The organism is Roseivivax halotolerans (assembly GCF_900115815.1).
Classification (GTDB): Bacteria; Pseudomonadota; Alphaproteobacteria; order Rhodobacterales; family Rhodobacteraceae; genus Roseivivax; species Roseivivax halotolerans.
Map to the genome: position 1 here is coordinate 1 of NZ_FOXV01000019.1, position 14,162 is coordinate 14,162.

Here is a 14,162-nt window from a genome sequence, read left to right on the forward strand (position 1 = left end):
ATGACGGCAACGCGCCGCCCGTCGCGGTTGTTCAGGACACGATTCAGGAGCGTGGTCTTCCCTGCACCGAGAAAGCCGGAAAGGACGGTCACGGGAAGGCGGGTGTCGGTGTATGTCATGCGATACCTACTTGCTATGTTATATCGTTACGTTTATCGCAGGCAGTGTCGACCGCCAACCCCTCCAGTTGGCCTATCCGGCGGAATTCAGACAAAGGAGTATCCAATGACCAAACCCCGTCTCGCCGCGCTTGCCGCCAGTGCGGCCCTCATCAGTGCCGCCGCCTCGGCGCAGGAGGACAGTGCGACGCTCTGGCGCCTCTTCGTGGCCGATCACGAGAGCGGACAGATCACCGCGCTCGATCTGGACGCGCCGGAGAATCGCTGGAGCTTCGATGTCGGAGGTGCCTCGCGCCTTTACGCAACCGCCTCGGGCCAGGCCGTGCTGGCCGTCCAGTCGGACGACGACCGCGTCGCCTTCCTTGAAAGTGGCATCGCGCTTGAGGGTCACGGCGATCACCGCGATATCGAGATCTCGCAGCCTGCGCGGATCGACGGCGAATTGACCGGACCGCGTCCGTTCCACGTTGTCACGCATCACGGCACCAGCGCGATTAACTTCGACCGGGGCGGCTATGCGCTTTTCCTGAGCGAGGACGATATTCTGGCGGGTGAGTTCGACGGCGAGCGCTTCGAACAGGCGCGCGCACATCATGGCTTCTCGGTGCCACACCAGGGCGTCGTAGTCAGCTCCGTTGCCTCGGAGGAAGAAACCGAAGGCGACGCATTGCCCGGCCGTGTCGGCCTGCAGCTCTTCGATCCCGACGGCAGCCCGGCAAGCGAGATGCAGACCTGCACCGGCCTGCACGGCGAAGCCTTCTCGGGCAGCGTGATGCTGGCGGGATGCGAAGAAGGCACCGCGATGGTGCATGAGGACGGCGGCGAGCTGGCGCTCGGCCTGCTGCCCTACCCTGACGATTTTCCAGAGAACAAGACCGGCACGCTCCTGGGCGGATCGGCGGTGCAGATCTTTGTCGGGGACTACGGCGACAACGACCTCGTGGTGATCGACCCCGCGACCGAGCCCTATTTCAGCCGCGTGGAATTCCCGTTCCGCCACGTCGACTTCGTGCTCGATCCGGCCAAGCCGCAATACGCCTATGTCCTGACCGAGGACGGCACCCTGCATCGGCTCAACATCCTCAGCCGCGAGCGCACGTCACAATCCTCCGTCACCGCGCCCTATTCCATGGACGGGCACTGGCGTGACCCGCGCCCCCGGCTTGCCGTTGCTGGCGACGAGATCGTGCTGACCGATCCAAAGGAAAGCCTCGTGCGCGTCATCGACAGCGAGAGCCTCGAAGAGCTGCGCAGCATCGAGGTCGATGGCACACCGTACAATGTCCTCGCCATCGGCGGCAGCGGCCTCGTTCACTGATCTGAAAAAGCCCGGTGTCGATTGCGTCGCTGGGCTTTGATTTGCATGTTAGACCCCTTGGCGCGCGCGACCCTCGGGCGCGTCAATGGCAACGAAGCGGAGCTTCTGTCGGGCTTTCCGCATCCCCGGTGCAGCCCGCCCCCGCAACCGTCGCGCTATCTCGCTTTACCAGGATTTGTGCGACGTTAATGCACTTTTGGCTAAAACACGTTGGGTATATTGCTAACGCCATGCTTCGCCGAGCCGCCCGCACGTTCACAGCCCTTCTCGCCGCGTGTCTCTTCGCGGTGCTGAGTGCCGTGTCCGCGCATCAGATGGCACCGGACCGCGAAGCGATGGAACGCCAGGCCGCCCTCTTGGCGATGGGTGAGACGCTCGATGCGCTTTGCGGTCTCTCCGATGACGGAGCTGAGCATCACTGTCCATTCTGTCACAAGCTGCCCGACGCGCCCCGGATCACGGCCCCTGACAACGCGGCCCGTATCACCCGGGTCATTGCCCATCATCTGGGACAAGACCTTGTCGTCGGGCCGCAGGATATCCGGGCCCATGCCGCTCCCCGCGCACCGCCGCGCAGCGTCTGATCTCTGACAGCTTCCTCCGCTTCGCATTGGCCGGAGCGGAATTTTTCCGGGACGCCGCTTGTCGCGCGCGTGCCCCTTCCGACTGGAGACAGACATATGTTCATCAAGACCACCCTGACCGCTGCGGCGGCACTCTTTGCGCTGTCCGGCGCTGCGTTCGCCCATGCCACTCTCGAGCAGACAGAGGCCGCGATTGGAGCCACCACCAAGGTTACCCTGCGCGTGCCGCATGGTTGTAGCGGCGAAGCCACCAACGCCGTGCGGATAGAGATTCCCGAGGGCTTCTATGCCGTGAAGCCCATGCCGAAGGCAGGCTGGGAGGTGTCGACCGAAAGCGGAGCATACGAGACGCCGTACAACAATCACGGCCGGGAGATGACCGAGGGCGTGCGCGCGGTGACCTGGTCCGGCGGCGATCTGCCCGACGACTTCTACGACGAGTTCACCATTCGCGGTGCTGTCGGCCCGCAACTTGCCGCCGGCGAGGCGCTGTACTTCCCGGCGGTCCAGACCTGCGCCAATGTCACAGCGGATTGGACCGATACCAGCGGATCGCGTGACGTGCCGAACCCCGCGCCGTCGCTGATGCTCGTCTCGACCGACGGCGGCCACGGACATGGTCACGCGCACGGCCACGGCGATGCCGCAATGCAGGCGGACACGACCGTGACGCTGGGCGATCTCGAAATCGCGGCTCCGTTCGCGCGAGCCACGCTGCCCAACCAGCCGGTCGCGGGCGGCTTCATGACCGTCACCAATACTGGCGAGACGGACGATACGCTCATCTCGGCCAGTTCCGCGGCCGCGGGCCGGATGGAAGTCCACGAGATGGCGATGGACGGCGATGTCATGCGCATGCGCGAGTTGGAGGACGGCCTTCCCATCCCCGCCGGCGAGACCGTCACATTGGAGCCCGGCGGCTACCACGTCATGTTCATGGATCTCTCCGCGCCGTTATCAGAAGGAGACAGTGCCGAGGTCACGTTGACCTTCGAGAAGGCCGGCGAGGTGACGGTCACCATGCCGATCGTTACGCGGGATGCCGGCGGCGCCGCGCATGATCACGGAGGGCATTGATGAGCCCCTTGCGCAAGATCGCGCTCGCGGCATGGGGAGGGTTGGCTTTGCTGGCCCTTTCCGCCGGGAGCTGGTTCTACATGCTCGAGCCGCGTCTCAACCAAAGCGTCGCCGACACGCTGGGTCACGGCGACTATGCGCTTGTCACGAGCGATGGTGGCACCTTCACCGAGGAGACGCTCGACGGCGCGCCCTCTGCGGTGTTCTTCGGCTTTGCCCATTGTCCTGAGGTCTGTCCCACGACACTCGGCGATATCGGCATCTGGCAGGACATGCTGGCCGAGGACGGCCTCGGCCCGATCCGAGCCTTCTTCGTCACGGTAGACCCCGAGCGGGACACGCCAGAGATGCTCGGCGACTACGTGTCCTGGACCAAGGGCGTGACCGGTGTCTCCGGCTCCCGAGAGGAGATCGACAAGGCCATCCGCGCGTTCCGCGTCTACGCGCAGAGGGTTCCGCTGAAGGACGGTGGCTACACGATGGATCACTCGGCGATGGTGCTGCTCTTCGATGAGGACGGCAGCTTTTTCCAGCCGATCAGCTACCAGGAAGATCCCGAGCGCGCGGTCGGCAAGATCCGAAGCCTTCTCGCGGGCTGAGACCGGAGATCGACTGCCGAGGACCGCGCGCCAAGGTCGCAGAAAGAAAACAGGCCCGGCGAGACATCGCCGGGCCGTATTCATTTCAGAAAGGTCCGCCGACCGAAATCCGATCAGCTCGTTTCTTCGTCGTGGTCATGGTCGTGATCGCCATGCTCCACCTCGACCTCGATCTCCATCTCTCCCAGACCGTCGAATGTCAGGTGCGCGTGGAAGTGGTCTCCGCCTTCGAAGGCTTCCTGGACGTTATGGAAGACGACGTGAACGCCGCTCGGCTGCATGGTCAGCACCTGGCCCGGCGCGATCTCGAGCGCGCTGACCTCGCGGACGGACATGGTGCCGCTGTCGCTCACGGAAGGTGCCTGGAAGATGCCGCTATCTGCGAAATCGACCGACGCGCCGGTCAGCGTGACAGCGGTGTCGGTGGTGTTCTCGATGGTCATGAAAACATCCATCGAATGGGCGGAGGCGCTCACTTCGACGGTATGGGCGTGGCTGACCACGATACCGTTCGCTTCGAAGGTAAGCGCCTTCCCGAGGCCCTACGCGGCGAGGCTTGACGGGTCCCGGAACTGCCAGGGCATGAGCGCTTCGATGCGGCTTTTGGGGTGGCCGTCGAGAAGCGACCGCAGGGTCTGGGCGATGTAGTCGACGGGGTTCACGTCGCTCATCTTGCAGGTGGCGATCAGCGAGGCGAGCATTGCCCAATTCTCGGCGCCGACCTCGTGCCCGGCGAACAGCGCATTCTTCCTCGTAAGAGCAATGCGACGGATCTGGTTCTCGACCGGGTTGGTATCGAGCTCGAGCTGGCCGTCCTCGAGGAAGCGGATCAGGCCGGGCCAGAGGCCGAGAGTATAGCGGATGTCCTCGGCGAGCTTCGAGGAGCGGGGAATGCGCGAGAGCTGTGCCTCGAGCCAGGGGCGCAAGGCGGCGATGATGGGGGCAGCGTGCTCCCTCCGCGCGGCCAACCGGGTTGCGGGCGGCTGGCCCCGAACCGCCTTCTCGACGGCATAGAGGTCGGCGATCCGGTGCAGGATCTGCTCCGCGATGGGCGAGCCATCGGTCTCCAGCCGCTTCACGAAGCGCCGCCGGACATGGGTCCAGCAATGCACCAGTTGCCAGGCCCCCTCGGGCCGTTCGACGGCCGTGAGCTTGTCATAGGCACTGTAGCCGTCGCACTGGACGAAGCGGCCGCGATAGCCTTCCAGGAAGCGCAGGGCGTGCGCGGCGCCACGCCCGGGCGCGTAGTGGACCATCACGACCGGTGGTCCGGTGCCGCCATGGCCCCGGTCATCGGCGACCACCGACCAGAAGTATCCGGTCTTCGTGCGCTTGCGCCCCGGCGACAGGACCGGCGCCCGGGTCTCGTCCATGAAGACCCGGTCGGCGGCCTTCAGATTCTCGCGCATCTGCGCCACGATGGGCCGCAGGTGGAAGCAGGCCCGGCCGACCCAGCTGCCCAGGGTGGCACGGTCGAGGGCGAGCCCCTGACGGGCGTAGATCTCGGCCTGGCGGTAGAATGGCAGGTGGTCTCCGAACTTCGAGACGATGACCTGCGCGATCAAGGCCTCGGTCGGCAGGCCGCCGGGCACCACGTGCTCGGGGGCATACGCCTGGACGACGGCTCCCGAGCAGCGGCGGCAGGCATAGCGGGGACGGCGCGTCACCAGCACCCGGAACTGGGCGGGGACGATGTCGAGGCGCTCGGAGGTGTCCTCGCCGATCCTCGTCATCTCGCCGCAGCCGCAGGGACAAAGGGTGCTCTCCGGGGCGATCACGCGCTCGATCCGGGGCAGATGCTTCGGCAGGTGACCCCGGTTCCGGGCCGGTGCGCGCGGGCCGGTGGCGCCGTCCCCCTTCAGCGCGCGCCTGGCCCGCTCCTGCGCGGCCTCCAGCACGCCCTGGGCGAGCTCGACATCCTCGAGCGGCAGGTTGAACTGCTCCGGGTCGAGCTTCTCGGAGCGCGCCGCGAACTTCTCCCGCTGCAACTCGCCGACAATGCTCTCCAGCCGCCGTTGCGCCTCCACCGCCTCCTCGAGGGCGGCTTCCGTCTCGGCGAGACGCGCCTTCAGCGAGGCGTTCTCTTCGGAGAGGGCGGTGTCGGTCATGCGGCGGATCATGCACAACCCCTCCGGCCCTGCCACCGCCGAAGCCCCGTCGAGTCACTACGTCGCAGTCAGCCCGCCAGCTCCGGACGCCGGGCGGCCTCGGGGCGGACCAGGCGCCAGTCGACCCCCTCGAACAGCGCCGCGAACTGGGCGGGCGACATCCGGATCACCCCGTCCCGGACCTGCGGCCAGACGAACTTGGCGCCTTCGAGGCGCTTGTGGACCAGCACCATGCCGGTCTGGTCCCAGATCAGCACTTTGATCCGGTCCGCCCGCTTGGCGCGGAACACGAAGGCGGCGCCACTGAAGGGATCGAGCCCCATCACCTCCTGGACGGCCAGGGCGAGACCATCGATCCCCTTGCGGAAGTCGACCGGTCTGGTTGCCACGTAGATCCGCAACTGCCCGTGCGGCGAGATCATCGCGCCCCCGCCCGGATGGCGCGGATCACCCGCGTCAGCTGCTCCTCGTCGATGTCAGCCTCAACGAGCAGGGTGACGTCCGACAGGGTCAGCTCGATCCGTCTTGCCGGGGAAGGCGCGGAGGGCTTGCCCGGCTTCTCCGGTGGTGTCTCGACCACCAGGGCGGCGAAGGTCGGCTCCGACATCATCTCGTCCGGGACTGCGAGCTTCCCTGCCGCCAGCTTCTTGCGCCAGTCGTATACCTGCCAGCGCGTTACCCCGTGCCGACGGGCCACATCGACCACACGGGCACCGGGCCAGAGGCTCTCGGCGGCGATGCCGGCGCGTTCGGCCTCGCTGCGTTGCCGACGCCCGCTGCGCCCTTCGATAACCTCCATCCGGCCCGCGTAGCCGTTGGAGGAGCCGTCCAAACAGTCGTCCATTTTGCCGTCCAATCGCCTGTCTCAACAGCGACTGGTCTCTCACGGACCGGCGACTTCAGGCAGGGAGGGGATCGGCAAGGCGCCTACCTTCGAAGATATCGCCATCATGGTGCGCGGCGGCAGGCATGATGAATGCGGCCGATAGTGCGGCCGCGGTAATTGCACGGTGGAACATAGTGATCTCCTGTTCGGGGCCCTCCGCCCCGGTGGTTGGCTCAAGTCATGTCCGCTGACAGGTTTCCTGGCTCGCGGTGGACGATCCGACCCCCACCTTCCCAACCTGTCGGTCAGTGGCATTACGGAGATCGACATGCCGCTTACAGTTGCGGGGGCAGCGTCGGCCTCTCACCGACTTCCCTAATCTTCTCGAACGAACTCACCGTAGCAGGCCGCGCCTCGAACGCAATCCGGGCGGAATCATTGATCACCGATCGAACCAATGATTTGGGCACAAGGGAATGACTACTCCAACACTCTCGCTCGGCAACTCTTCCCCAAACCCAACGACTTGGAGAGCCGTTCATCTGGGTAGACGTCAGTTCAATTATCCAAGAAAAAGCCTTGTTCTCAAAAATTGGGGCGCTTGCTTGCCGGCGCAGCCAAAGTCGATTTACCCACCTTTTTGTTTTGGTGGCACTTTGGCTGATCTTCCCTTCCTTCGCGATGGGGCAAATTCCCAGCCTCGCAAACAAGCTCTATGCGCCAGGCTCAAGCGCTCACCGAACCAATTAGCGGTCGGAATAACCAGCATGTGACGCCAGCGCCGGATCGACAATCCGACGAATCCGTATAATTCACGCGTCGACATATTGACAGGATAAGGCTGCCACCCCCAATATGCAGTTGCTTTGGTTCCTGTGAGGCGACTCGCAGGCTAAGAGGGAAGCCGGTGAAGGTCCGGCACTGCCCCCGCAACTGTAAGCGGCGAGTTTCGGTCCGATCCACTGGTGCAACGCAGCATCGGGAAGGTGGGCGAGAGACGCTTGAGCCGCAAGTCAGGAGACCTGCCAGGGCAAGAACGACAACCGCGGCGGAGGGCCCGGGTGCGTAGATGGGCCGTTTGGCCCTGTCTTCGTGTCCCCTCTGCTCAGAGGCAACCAACTGGCAAGGGACAAAACCATGAGCATCACCGTCTATTCCAAGCCCGCCTGCGTGCAATGCACCGCGACCACGCGCGCCCTGTCCGCGCGAGGAATCGAGTATGATCTGATCGACCTGACCGAAGACAAGGCGGCCATGGATCTGGTCACCGAGCTCGGCTATCGGCAGGCGCCGGTCGTCGTCGCAGGTGACGAGCACTGGGCCGGGTTCCGGCCCGATATGATCAGCCGCCTGTCCTGAGGATATTGAGATGGGGGGGCTCGTTTATTTCTCCAGCGGTTCCGGCAACACCGCCCGCTTCGTGGAGCGTCTGGGCCTTCCTGCCACACGCCTGCCCCTAAAGGGCAATGCCGATGTGCCGGAGCTGGCTGAGCCCTTTGTGCTGATCTGCCCGACCTATGCCGATGGCGCCGGCCGGTCCGCGGTGGCAAAGCCGGTGATCCGCTTCCTGAATGTCGAGGCAAACCGCAGCCTGCTGTGCGGCGTGATCGCCAGCGGCAATCGGAATTTCGGACAAACCTTCGCGATGGCCGGACAGGTCATCGCGCGGAAATGTAACGTGCCCTTGCTCTATCGTTTCGAGCTGGCCGGCACAGAAACCGACATCGCCCGCGTCCACGACGGGCTGCAAACCTTTTGGGGATCCCGATGCTTGACGCCAGCCTAACTCAAGGCCTCGATTATCACGCGCTGAACGCGATGTTGAACCTCTATGACACCGAGGGCAACATCCAGTTCGAGGCCGACCGAATGGCGGCACGGCAGTACTTCCTCCAACACGTCAATCAGAACACCGTTTTCTTCCATTCTTTGGAGGAGAAACTGGGCTACCTCGTAGAAGAGGGTTACTACGAGACACAGGTTCTTGAGCAGTATTCCAAAGCCTTCCATCGCAAGATCTGGGACGCGGCCTTTGCCAAGAAATTCCGCTTCCCGACCTTTCTCGGCGCTTTCAAATACTACACCTCCTACACGCTGAAAACGCGGGACGGGAAGCGTTTCCTCGAACGCTACGAGGATCGGGTGGTGATGAACGCTCTGGCGCTTGCGCGGGGCGACGAAAAGCTCGCCATGCAGTTTATGGAAGAGATTCTGTCAGGCCGCTTCCAGCCCGCCACACCGACTTTCCTGAATGCGGGCAAGAAGGCTCGGGGCGAGTTTGTGTCCTGCTTCCTGCTGCGGCTGGAAGACAACATGGAAAGCATAGGACGCGGTATCAACTCGGCCCTCCAACTGTCGAAACGCGGTGGCGGTGTGGCCTTGATGCTGACCAATATCCGCGAACATGGCGCGCCGATCAAAGGCATCGAGAACCAGTCCTCGGGTATCATTCCAGTAATGAAACTACTTGAGGACAGCTTTTCCTATGCCAACCAGCTCGGGGCGCGTCAGGGAGCGGGCGCGGTCTATCTGAACGCGCATCATCCCGACATCCTGCGGTTTCTCGACACCAAGCGAGAGAACGCAGACGAAAAGATCCGCATCAAGACCCTGAGCCTCGGGGTGGTGATCCCGGACGTGACTTTCGAGCTGGCGAAGCGGAACGAGGACATGTACCTCTTCTCGCCGCACGATGTGGAGAAGGTGTATGGCTGCGCCTTCTCCGAGATCTCGGTTACAGACAAATACGCCGAGATGGTCGACAACTCCAAAATCCGCAAGAAGAAGATCAACGCGCGCGCCTTCTTCCAGACCTTGGCTGAAATCCAGTTCGAGTCTGGCTATCCCTACATCATGTTCGAAGACACGGTGAATCGCGCGAACCCGATCGCGGGCCGGATCACCATGTCGAACCTCTGCTCCGAGATCCTACAGGTGAACGAGCCGTCTGAGTTCAACGACGATTTGTCCTACGCACAGATGGGGACCGACATTTCCTGCAACCTCGGGTCTATGAATATTGCCCGGGCCATGGACGGCGGCGATCTCGCGACCTCAGTTGGAACGGCGATCCGAGCACTAAACGCGGTGTCGGAGATGTCGACGATTGAAAGCGTGCCGTCCATTCGCAAGGGCAACGATGAGAGCCACGCCATCGGGTTGGGACAGATGAATCTACATGGTTTCCTCGCACGCGAACACATCCACTACGGCAGCGAGGAAGGGATCGAGTTTACCAGCGTTTATTTCGCCGCCGTTCTATTCCATGCGTTGGCCACCTCCTGCAGGTTGGCACAGGAAAAGGGACAGACCTTCAAGGACTTCGAGGCGTCTGCCTACGCGGATGGCCGTTTCTTCGACAAATACATTGACCGAAGCTGGCGACCCGAGCTGCCGGAGGTCAAGGCGCTCTTCAAACGGTTCGGTATCGACCTTCCGACCAGGAAGGACTGGGCCGCCCTCAAGAATGAGGTGATGCAGCACGGCCTCTACAACCGCAACTTGCAGGCAGTGCCGCCGACCGGATCGATCAGCTACATCAATTACGCGACCTCTTCGATCCATCCGATTACCTCGAAGATCGAGATCAGGAAGGAAGGCAAGATCGGACGCGTCTACTACCCGGCGCCCTACATGACTGGAAAGAACTTGGAGTTCTATCGCGACGCCTATGAAATCGGGCCGGAGGCGATCATCGACACCTATGCAGCAGCGACTGAACACGTGGATCAGGGCCTTTCGCTGACGTTGTTCTTCCCCGCCGAGGCCTCGACGCGAGATATCAACCGCGCCCAGATCTACGCATGGAAGAAGGGCATCAAGACAATCTACTACATCCGCCTGCGCCAAGCCGCGCTGGAGGGCACTGAAGTCGAGGGCTGCGTATCCTGCACGCTGTAGTCGAGGAGGCCAGCCCCCTCACCTCCAGAGTTTTTCCGACAAGATGAAGAGGCGCGCCGCGCCCGGAGCAAACCGATGAAAGACATACATCACACACGCGCCGTTCCTCGAGCCATCAACTGGAACAGGCTGCAGGACGACAACGACCTGGAGATTTGGAACCGCCTGACCGTCAACTTCTGGCTGCCCGAGAAGGTACCGCTGTCCAACGACATCCAGAGCTGGTCGCAGCTGACCGAGGATGAGCAGACGCTGACGATCCGCGTATTCACAGGGCTGACATTGTTGGACACGATCCAGAACACTGTGGGCGCGCCTGCCCTGATGCCGGACGCCCAGACCCCGCACGAAGAGGCAGTGTTGACCAACATCGCCTTTATGGAGGCTGTCCATGCGCGGTCATATTCTTCGGTCTTCTCCACGCTCTGCCAGACTTCGCAAGTTGACGAGGCTTTCCGCTGGTCGGCTGAAAACGAACACCTTCAGGCTAAGTCCCGGCTGATCCTCGAAGAATACGACGCGACTTCGAACCCGCTGCGCAAGAAAATCGCAAGCGTCTTCCTGGAGTCGTTCCTGTTCTATTCGGGATTCTACCTGCCGATGCACTGGTCCAGTCGCGCACGGCTGACCAACACCGCTGACTTGATCCGATTGATTATCCGGGACGAGGCGATTCACGGCTACTACATCGGATACAAGTTTCAGCGGTCATTGGAGCGTTTGCCCGAAGCTGAGCGCGCTGAGCTCAAGGACTTTGCCTTCGGGCTGATCTTCGATCTATACGATATCGAGGCGCGGTATACGGAACAGCTCTACGATCCGCTTGGTCTGACCGAGGACGTGAAGGCCTTCCTCCACTACAATGCGAACAAGGCTCTACAGAATCTCGGTTTCGAAGCGCTTTTTCCCGAAGAGGCCTGCCGGGTAAACCCCGCAATCATGGCAGCGCTCTCTCCCGGTTCGGACGAGAACCACGACTTCTTCTCGGGTTCCGGGTCGAGCTACGTCATAGGCAAAACAGTCGCCACCGAGGATGACGACTGGGATTTCTAAGGACGTTTTCTCACCTCAGTCCGGATAGCCGTCATTCGTTGAACCAGCAGCGAATGACGGCTTCCCGCCCTCTCTACCGCCTTTCTTCGCGGGTGCAGGGAAATCTGAGCAGGTGCGGCGAACGGCGGGAAGGTCCGCACAGCGGACCTTGGCCCACAACGCAGCGAACACCCGCTCCCCGCCCTCCCCGACATGGTTGCTTATCTACGAGCCCTCGCTAATATGACTAAGTCATACCCCGGAGCGAAGCATGACTGTCAAGACAACCCTCAGCTTCACCGACCGCCACCATCGGTTCCTGACCGACAAGGTGGGCCAAGGCGTCTTTGCCTCGCAAAGCGCGGCTGTGGCAGCGGCTCTGGAGCAGATGATGCGCGATGAAGAGGAACGCGAGTTGGCCCTTGGCGCGATGGCCGAAGAAATCCGGGCGCGGCTCGACACGCCGCGCGCCGATTATGTCTTGGCCGAGGACGCGTTTGCCGCTGCCCGGGCCCGGTTGCAGGCCGCGCGCTAGGCGTGAGCTATCGCATACGGTTCCATCCGGCGGTCGCGGATAATCTCGACGCCATCACGCGCTGGCTGATCGACTATGCCGGCCCGCAGTCCGCCGCGCGCCGACTGGACGAAGTCGAAGCGACCATCTCCAGCCTCGCGGACCTGCCGCACAAGGGCAGCCGCCGGGACGAGATCGCCCCCGGGCTGCGCGCCATTCCTGCAGGACGCAAGGCCGTGACTGCCTTCAGCGTCGACGATGATGCGCGCGAGGTTCATATCCACGCCGTGACCTATGCCGGGGCCGACTGGATCAGGCGCAGCAAAGCGCGCGGGAGGTAGAGCACAACTCGGGCAGCCAACGAAACTCGTGCCTCCAAGCAGTCCAGCGCCTCCATCCAATCCGGCTTCCGAAATCAGATAGGGATTTCGCGATCTTGGAACCCTATTCGAGTTCAGAGAGTTCTTCGATCAGCTTGGCGGGCGCCACATCCAGATGCGTCGCGAGCCGCTGTAGGGTTTGCAAGGTGACGTTCTGTTGGCCGCGTTCCATCGCGCTGACATGGGCACGATCGACTTCCATCGCCGCCGCCAGAGCGGCCTGCGTCAGCCCGCAGGCTTGGCGGTAGTGCTTGAGATTCCTTGCAAAAACAACGCGGATGTCCATCCGCAGCTAGAAAGCCTATCGCGTATTTTGGTGCGACGTATTATAATACTCATCTGCACTCTGACTGACCGCGATCCGTTCTTGCACAGGCAATCCGATGTGCTTTTATGGACTATAGCGCCAAACGGCGAGGGGGAATCATGTCTGCCACCGGCACCACGCCGATCTCTGATCTCGCACCGCAAGGCGATGATCTGACCGACTATGACCACGCACACATGACGCTTTACTTGCGCCTGTTCGACGCCGCTGAAAGCGGTGCAAGCCTGCAGGAAATTAGCCAGATCCTGTTCGGCATCGATGCGGACAAGGAACCGGAGCGTGCCCGAAAAATCTATGACAGCCACCTCGCCCGTGCGCGTTGGATGACCGAACACGGTTATCGCAAACTGCTTGAGGCCGGTAACGGCTGAACTTCGCGCAATTCGGCCCAGATCGGCAAGCACTCGCGCAGGTTGCACAAGTTCGCCATTGGTATCGTCGTTTTCTTGCGCCTCCCCGCTATACTCTTTTCCCATCGAAAACAGTTACGCGGAGCTTCGCCATGACCAGGGCTTGGCAAGACGAAGCGGCGTATCGGCATTTCGACAGCCTCGACCTGTCCGGGCTGGCTTGGGAATGCCTGCGCCGCAATTCAGACTATCGCGCAACCTACCCGCAGATGCGGGATGGATTGAGATCACCGGCTGCATGGGGGTTACGATTTTCCGGTTGATCCGGACATCGACGCACCCAAAGCGCCCGTTTTCTGGACGCCTTCAATCGCCCCGGCAGCGGTCGGGTATGCTGCGCCGGTCCCTGGCGGCGACACCGCCGCGCCGCACATCGATGCAGATGATCTGACCGTCATGGGAACGCGGGATGGCTTAATGCATGTGCGCCTCGCAACAGGCGCGTTGCTCGTGCTGGATGCCAAGAACCTGCACCTGCCCCTCGGCATCCTGGTACCGCTGGACGAGCATTGGACGGCACGGATCAATTCGCTCGAGACGCTCCGCGTGCAATTGCTTCATCACAAACGATCCTCTCCGCCCCTGACACCGCAGCAGCGACGACGCATCCAGCTTGCACTGCGCACGCTTGATGCGCGCCGACACAGCGCGAGCTACCAGACGATCGCACGGCATTTGTTCGGGGCGGAGGCTGTGTCTCGCGAGCATTGGAAGACCAGCTTCCTGAAAGCCCAGATCACCCGACTGTCGGCCCATGGAATGCATCTGACCACCAAAGGCTATCGCTTTCTCCTTCTCGGCAAAGGACCAACGGGGCGCTGCAAGCCACGCAAGTGATCACCGCGCAGTCCCGGAATATCGAACCCCCATCAGCCTCTGATCCTGTTGGCCTTTGGGGGTGACGTTTTTGCGCCGCGATCTTCGTCATCCCTCCCCACGACACTCTTCCGTTTTGATGACCTCCGAC

The 14,162-nt window shown here is 62.5% G+C and carries 19 protein-coding genes and 2 riboswitches; of the genes, 13 read left to right on the top strand and 6 right to left on the bottom strand.

From position 1 onward, the window contains the following. The coding region (locus tag BM171_RS19375; protein WP_139218739.1) for a GTP-binding protein at positions 1 to 119 on the bottom strand (119 nt) is incomplete at its 3' end. 106 nt (positions 120 to 225) lie between these two features. Between BM171_RS19375 and BM171_RS17485 the strand changes: the two genes are divergently transcribed. The 4 genes from BM171_RS17485 to BM171_RS17500 all read left to right on the top strand — a co-directional run bounded on the left by BM171_RS17485 (position 226) and on the right by BM171_RS17500 (position 3,697). Continuing rightward, positions 226 to 1,437 carry a metallochaperone AztD gene (locus tag BM171_RS17485; protein ID WP_093015558.1) on the top strand — a complete coding sequence of 404 codons (1,212 nt, stop codon included), beginning with the start codon at positions 226 to 228 and terminating at the stop codon, positions 1,435 to 1,437. Positions 1,438 to 1,667: 230 nt separating this feature from the next. Continuing rightward, positions 1,668 to 2,021 (top strand): hypothetical protein, encoded by a 354-nt coding sequence (locus tag BM171_RS18755; protein ID WP_139218740.1) that lies wholly within the window; start codon positions 1,668 to 1,670, stop codon positions 2,019 to 2,021. Between the two features lie 96 nt (positions 2,022 to 2,117). Next, the gene (locus BM171_RS17495) at positions 2,118 to 3,098 is read left to right on the top strand and encodes a DUF1775 domain-containing protein (RefSeq protein ID WP_093015564.1); all 981 of its coding nucleotides are present in this window, start codon (positions 2,118 to 2,120) and stop codon (positions 3,096 to 3,098) included. Continuing rightward, on the top strand, positions 3,098 to 3,697 hold the full coding sequence (locus tag BM171_RS17500; RefSeq protein WP_093015568.1) for an SCO family protein: 600 nt from the start codon (positions 3,098 to 3,100) through the stop codon (positions 3,695 to 3,697). The genes BM171_RS17495 and BM171_RS17500 overlap by 1 nt, the downstream gene beginning before the upstream one ends. A 113-nt stretch (positions 3,698 to 3,810) precedes the next feature. Here BM171_RS17500 and BM171_RS17505 read toward each other — a convergent pair whose 3' ends face one another. From BM171_RS17505 to tnpA, 4 genes are all read right to left on the bottom strand, one after another. Further along, on the bottom strand, positions 3,811 to 4,200 hold the full coding sequence (locus tag BM171_RS17505; RefSeq protein WP_093015571.1) for a copper chaperone PCu(A)C: 390 nt from the start codon (positions 4,198 to 4,200) through the stop codon (positions 3,811 to 3,813). Positions 4,201 to 4,239: 39 nt separating this feature from the next. Further along, positions 4,240 to 5,805, bottom strand: coding sequence for an IS66 family transposase (tnpC, locus tag BM171_RS17510; RefSeq protein ID WP_139218742.1), 1,566 nt, complete (start codon positions 5,803 to 5,805; stop codon positions 4,240 to 4,242). Between the two features lie 68 nt (positions 5,806 to 5,873). Then, complete coding sequence (tnpB, locus tag BM171_RS17515) at positions 5,874 to 6,227, bottom strand: IS66 family insertion sequence element accessory protein TnpB (protein ID WP_093015577.1); 354 nt, start codon at positions 6,225 to 6,227, stop codon at positions 5,874 to 5,876. After that, positions 6,224 to 6,649, bottom strand: coding sequence for an IS66-like element accessory protein TnpA (gene tnpA / locus BM171_RS17520; RefSeq protein WP_093015580.1), 426 nt, complete (start codon positions 6,647 to 6,649; stop codon positions 6,224 to 6,226). The genes tnpB and tnpA overlap by 4 nt, the downstream gene beginning before the upstream one ends. A gap of 214 nt (positions 6,650 to 6,863) precedes the next feature. Continuing rightward, positions 6,864 to 7,050, bottom strand: a riboswitch (cobalamin riboswitch). A gap of 431 nt (positions 7,051 to 7,481) precedes the next feature. After that, positions 7,482 to 7,675: riboswitch (cobalamin riboswitch) on the top strand. 93 nt (positions 7,676 to 7,768) lie between these two features. Here tnpA and nrdH point away from each other — a divergent pair. The 6 genes from nrdH to BM171_RS17550 all read left to right on the top strand — a co-directional run bounded on the left by nrdH (position 7,769) and on the right by BM171_RS17550 (position 12,418). Further along, the gene (gene nrdH, locus BM171_RS17525) at positions 7,769 to 7,990 is read left to right on the top strand and encodes a glutaredoxin-like protein NrdH (RefSeq protein ID WP_093015583.1); all 222 of its coding nucleotides are present in this window, start codon (positions 7,769 to 7,771) and stop codon (positions 7,988 to 7,990) included. A 10-nt stretch (positions 7,991 to 8,000) separates the two neighbouring features. Next, complete coding sequence (gene nrdI / locus BM171_RS17530) at positions 8,001 to 8,417, top strand: class Ib ribonucleoside-diphosphate reductase assembly flavoprotein NrdI (RefSeq protein ID WP_093015586.1); 417 nt, start codon at positions 8,001 to 8,003, stop codon at positions 8,415 to 8,417. After that, on the top strand, positions 8,399 to 10,531 hold the full coding sequence (gene nrdE, locus BM171_RS17535) for a class 1b ribonucleoside-diphosphate reductase subunit alpha (RefSeq protein ID WP_093015589.1): 2,133 nt from the start codon (positions 8,399 to 8,401) through the stop codon (positions 10,529 to 10,531). The genes nrdI and nrdE overlap by 19 nt, the downstream gene beginning before the upstream one ends. A gap of 75 nt (positions 10,532 to 10,606) precedes the next feature. Then, positions 10,607 to 11,584 (top strand): class 1b ribonucleoside-diphosphate reductase subunit beta, encoded by a 978-nt coding sequence (gene nrdF, locus BM171_RS17540; protein ID WP_093015592.1) that lies wholly within the window; start codon positions 10,607 to 10,609, stop codon positions 11,582 to 11,584. 250 nt (positions 11,585 to 11,834) lie between these two features. Then, positions 11,835 to 12,098, top strand: a complete 264-nt coding sequence (locus tag BM171_RS17545) for a hypothetical protein (protein WP_093015595.1) — start codon at positions 11,835 to 11,837, stop codon at positions 12,096 to 12,098. Positions 12,099 to 12,100: 2 nt separating this feature from the next. Next, on the top strand, positions 12,101 to 12,418 hold the full coding sequence (locus BM171_RS17550) for a type II toxin-antitoxin system RelE/ParE family toxin (RefSeq protein ID WP_093015599.1): 318 nt from the start codon (positions 12,101 to 12,103) through the stop codon (positions 12,416 to 12,418). A gap of 103 nt (positions 12,419 to 12,521) precedes the next feature. Here the strand turns inward: BM171_RS17550 and BM171_RS17555 are convergent, their stop codons facing one another. Beyond that, positions 12,522 to 12,743: a helix-turn-helix domain-containing protein gene (locus tag BM171_RS17555; protein WP_093015601.1), complete on the bottom strand. Its 222-nt coding sequence runs from the start codon at positions 12,741 to 12,743 to the stop codon at positions 12,522 to 12,524. 140 nt (positions 12,744 to 12,883) lie between these two features. On the opposite strand from BM171_RS17555, the gene BM171_RS17560 reads away from it, so the two are divergent. The 3 genes from BM171_RS17560 to BM171_RS17565 all read left to right on the top strand — a co-directional run bounded on the left by BM171_RS17560 (position 12,884) and on the right by BM171_RS17565 (position 14,032). Next, entirely contained in the window at positions 12,884 to 13,156 is a 273-nt protein-coding gene (locus BM171_RS17560; protein ID WP_093015604.1) for a DNA -binding domain-containing protein, read from the top strand. A gap of 131 nt (positions 13,157 to 13,287) precedes the next feature. Beyond that, positions 13,288 to 13,458 (top strand): transcriptional regulator domain-containing protein, encoded by a 171-nt coding sequence (locus tag BM171_RS19455; protein ID WP_425438960.1) that lies wholly within the window; start codon positions 13,288 to 13,290, stop codon positions 13,456 to 13,458. Between the two features lie 154 nt (positions 13,459 to 13,612). Then, positions 13,613 to 14,032, top strand: a complete 420-nt coding sequence (locus BM171_RS17565; protein WP_175497620.1) for a DUF2285 domain-containing protein — start codon at positions 13,613 to 13,615, stop codon at positions 14,030 to 14,032. The last annotated feature ends 130 nt before the right edge of the window (positions 14,033 to 14,162 follow it).

Bases quoted from the DNA above. Each gene is read 5' to 3' on its own strand.
- BM171_RS17485 (WP_093015558.1), top strand. From the start codon at position 226: ATGACCAAACCCCGTCTCGCCGCGCTTGCCGCCAGTGCGGCCCTCATC.
- BM171_RS18755 (WP_139218740.1), top strand. From the start codon at position 1,668: ATGCTTCGCCGAGCCGCCCGCACGTTCACAGCCCTTCTCGCCGCGTGT.
- BM171_RS17495 (WP_093015564.1), top strand. From the start codon at position 2,118: ATGTTCATCAAGACCACCCTGACCGCTGCGGCGGCACTCTTTGCGCTG.
- BM171_RS17500 (WP_093015568.1), top strand. From the start codon at position 3,098: ATGAGCCCCTTGCGCAAGATCGCGCTCGCGGCATGGGGAGGGTTGGCT.
- tnpC (WP_139218742.1), bottom strand. From the start codon at position 5,805: ATGACCGACACCGCCCTCTCCGAAGAGAACGCCTCGCTGAAGGCGCGT.
- tnpB (WP_093015577.1), bottom strand. From the start codon at position 6,227: ATGATCTCGCCGCACGGGCAGTTGCGGATCTACGTGGCAACCAGACCG.
- tnpA (WP_093015580.1), bottom strand. From the start codon at position 6,649: ATGGACGACTGTTTGGACGGCTCCTCCAACGGCTACGCGGGCCGGATG.
- nrdH (WP_093015583.1), top strand. From the start codon at position 7,769: ATGAGCATCACCGTCTATTCCAAGCCCGCCTGCGTGCAATGCACCGCG.
- nrdI (WP_093015586.1), top strand. From the start codon at position 8,001: ATGGGGGGGCTCGTTTATTTCTCCAGCGGTTCCGGCAACACCGCCCGC.
- nrdE (WP_093015589.1), top strand. From the start codon at position 8,399: ATGCTTGACGCCAGCCTAACTCAAGGCCTCGATTATCACGCGCTGAAC.
- nrdF (WP_093015592.1), top strand. From the start codon at position 10,607: ATGAAAGACATACATCACACACGCGCCGTTCCTCGAGCCATCAACTGG.
- BM171_RS17545 (WP_093015595.1), top strand. From the start codon at position 11,835: ATGACTGTCAAGACAACCCTCAGCTTCACCGACCGCCACCATCGGTTC.
- BM171_RS17555 (WP_093015601.1), bottom strand. From the start codon at position 12,743: ATGGACATCCGCGTTGTTTTTGCAAGGAATCTCAAGCACTACCGCCAA.
- BM171_RS17560 (WP_093015604.1), top strand. From the start codon at position 12,884: ATGTCTGCCACCGGCACCACGCCGATCTCTGATCTCGCACCGCAAGGC.
- BM171_RS19455 (WP_425438960.1), top strand. From the start codon at position 13,288: ATGACCAGGGCTTGGCAAGACGAAGCGGCGTATCGGCATTTCGACAGC.
- BM171_RS17565 (WP_175497620.1), top strand. From the start codon at position 13,613: ATGCATGTGCGCCTCGCAACAGGCGCGTTGCTCGTGCTGGATGCCAAG.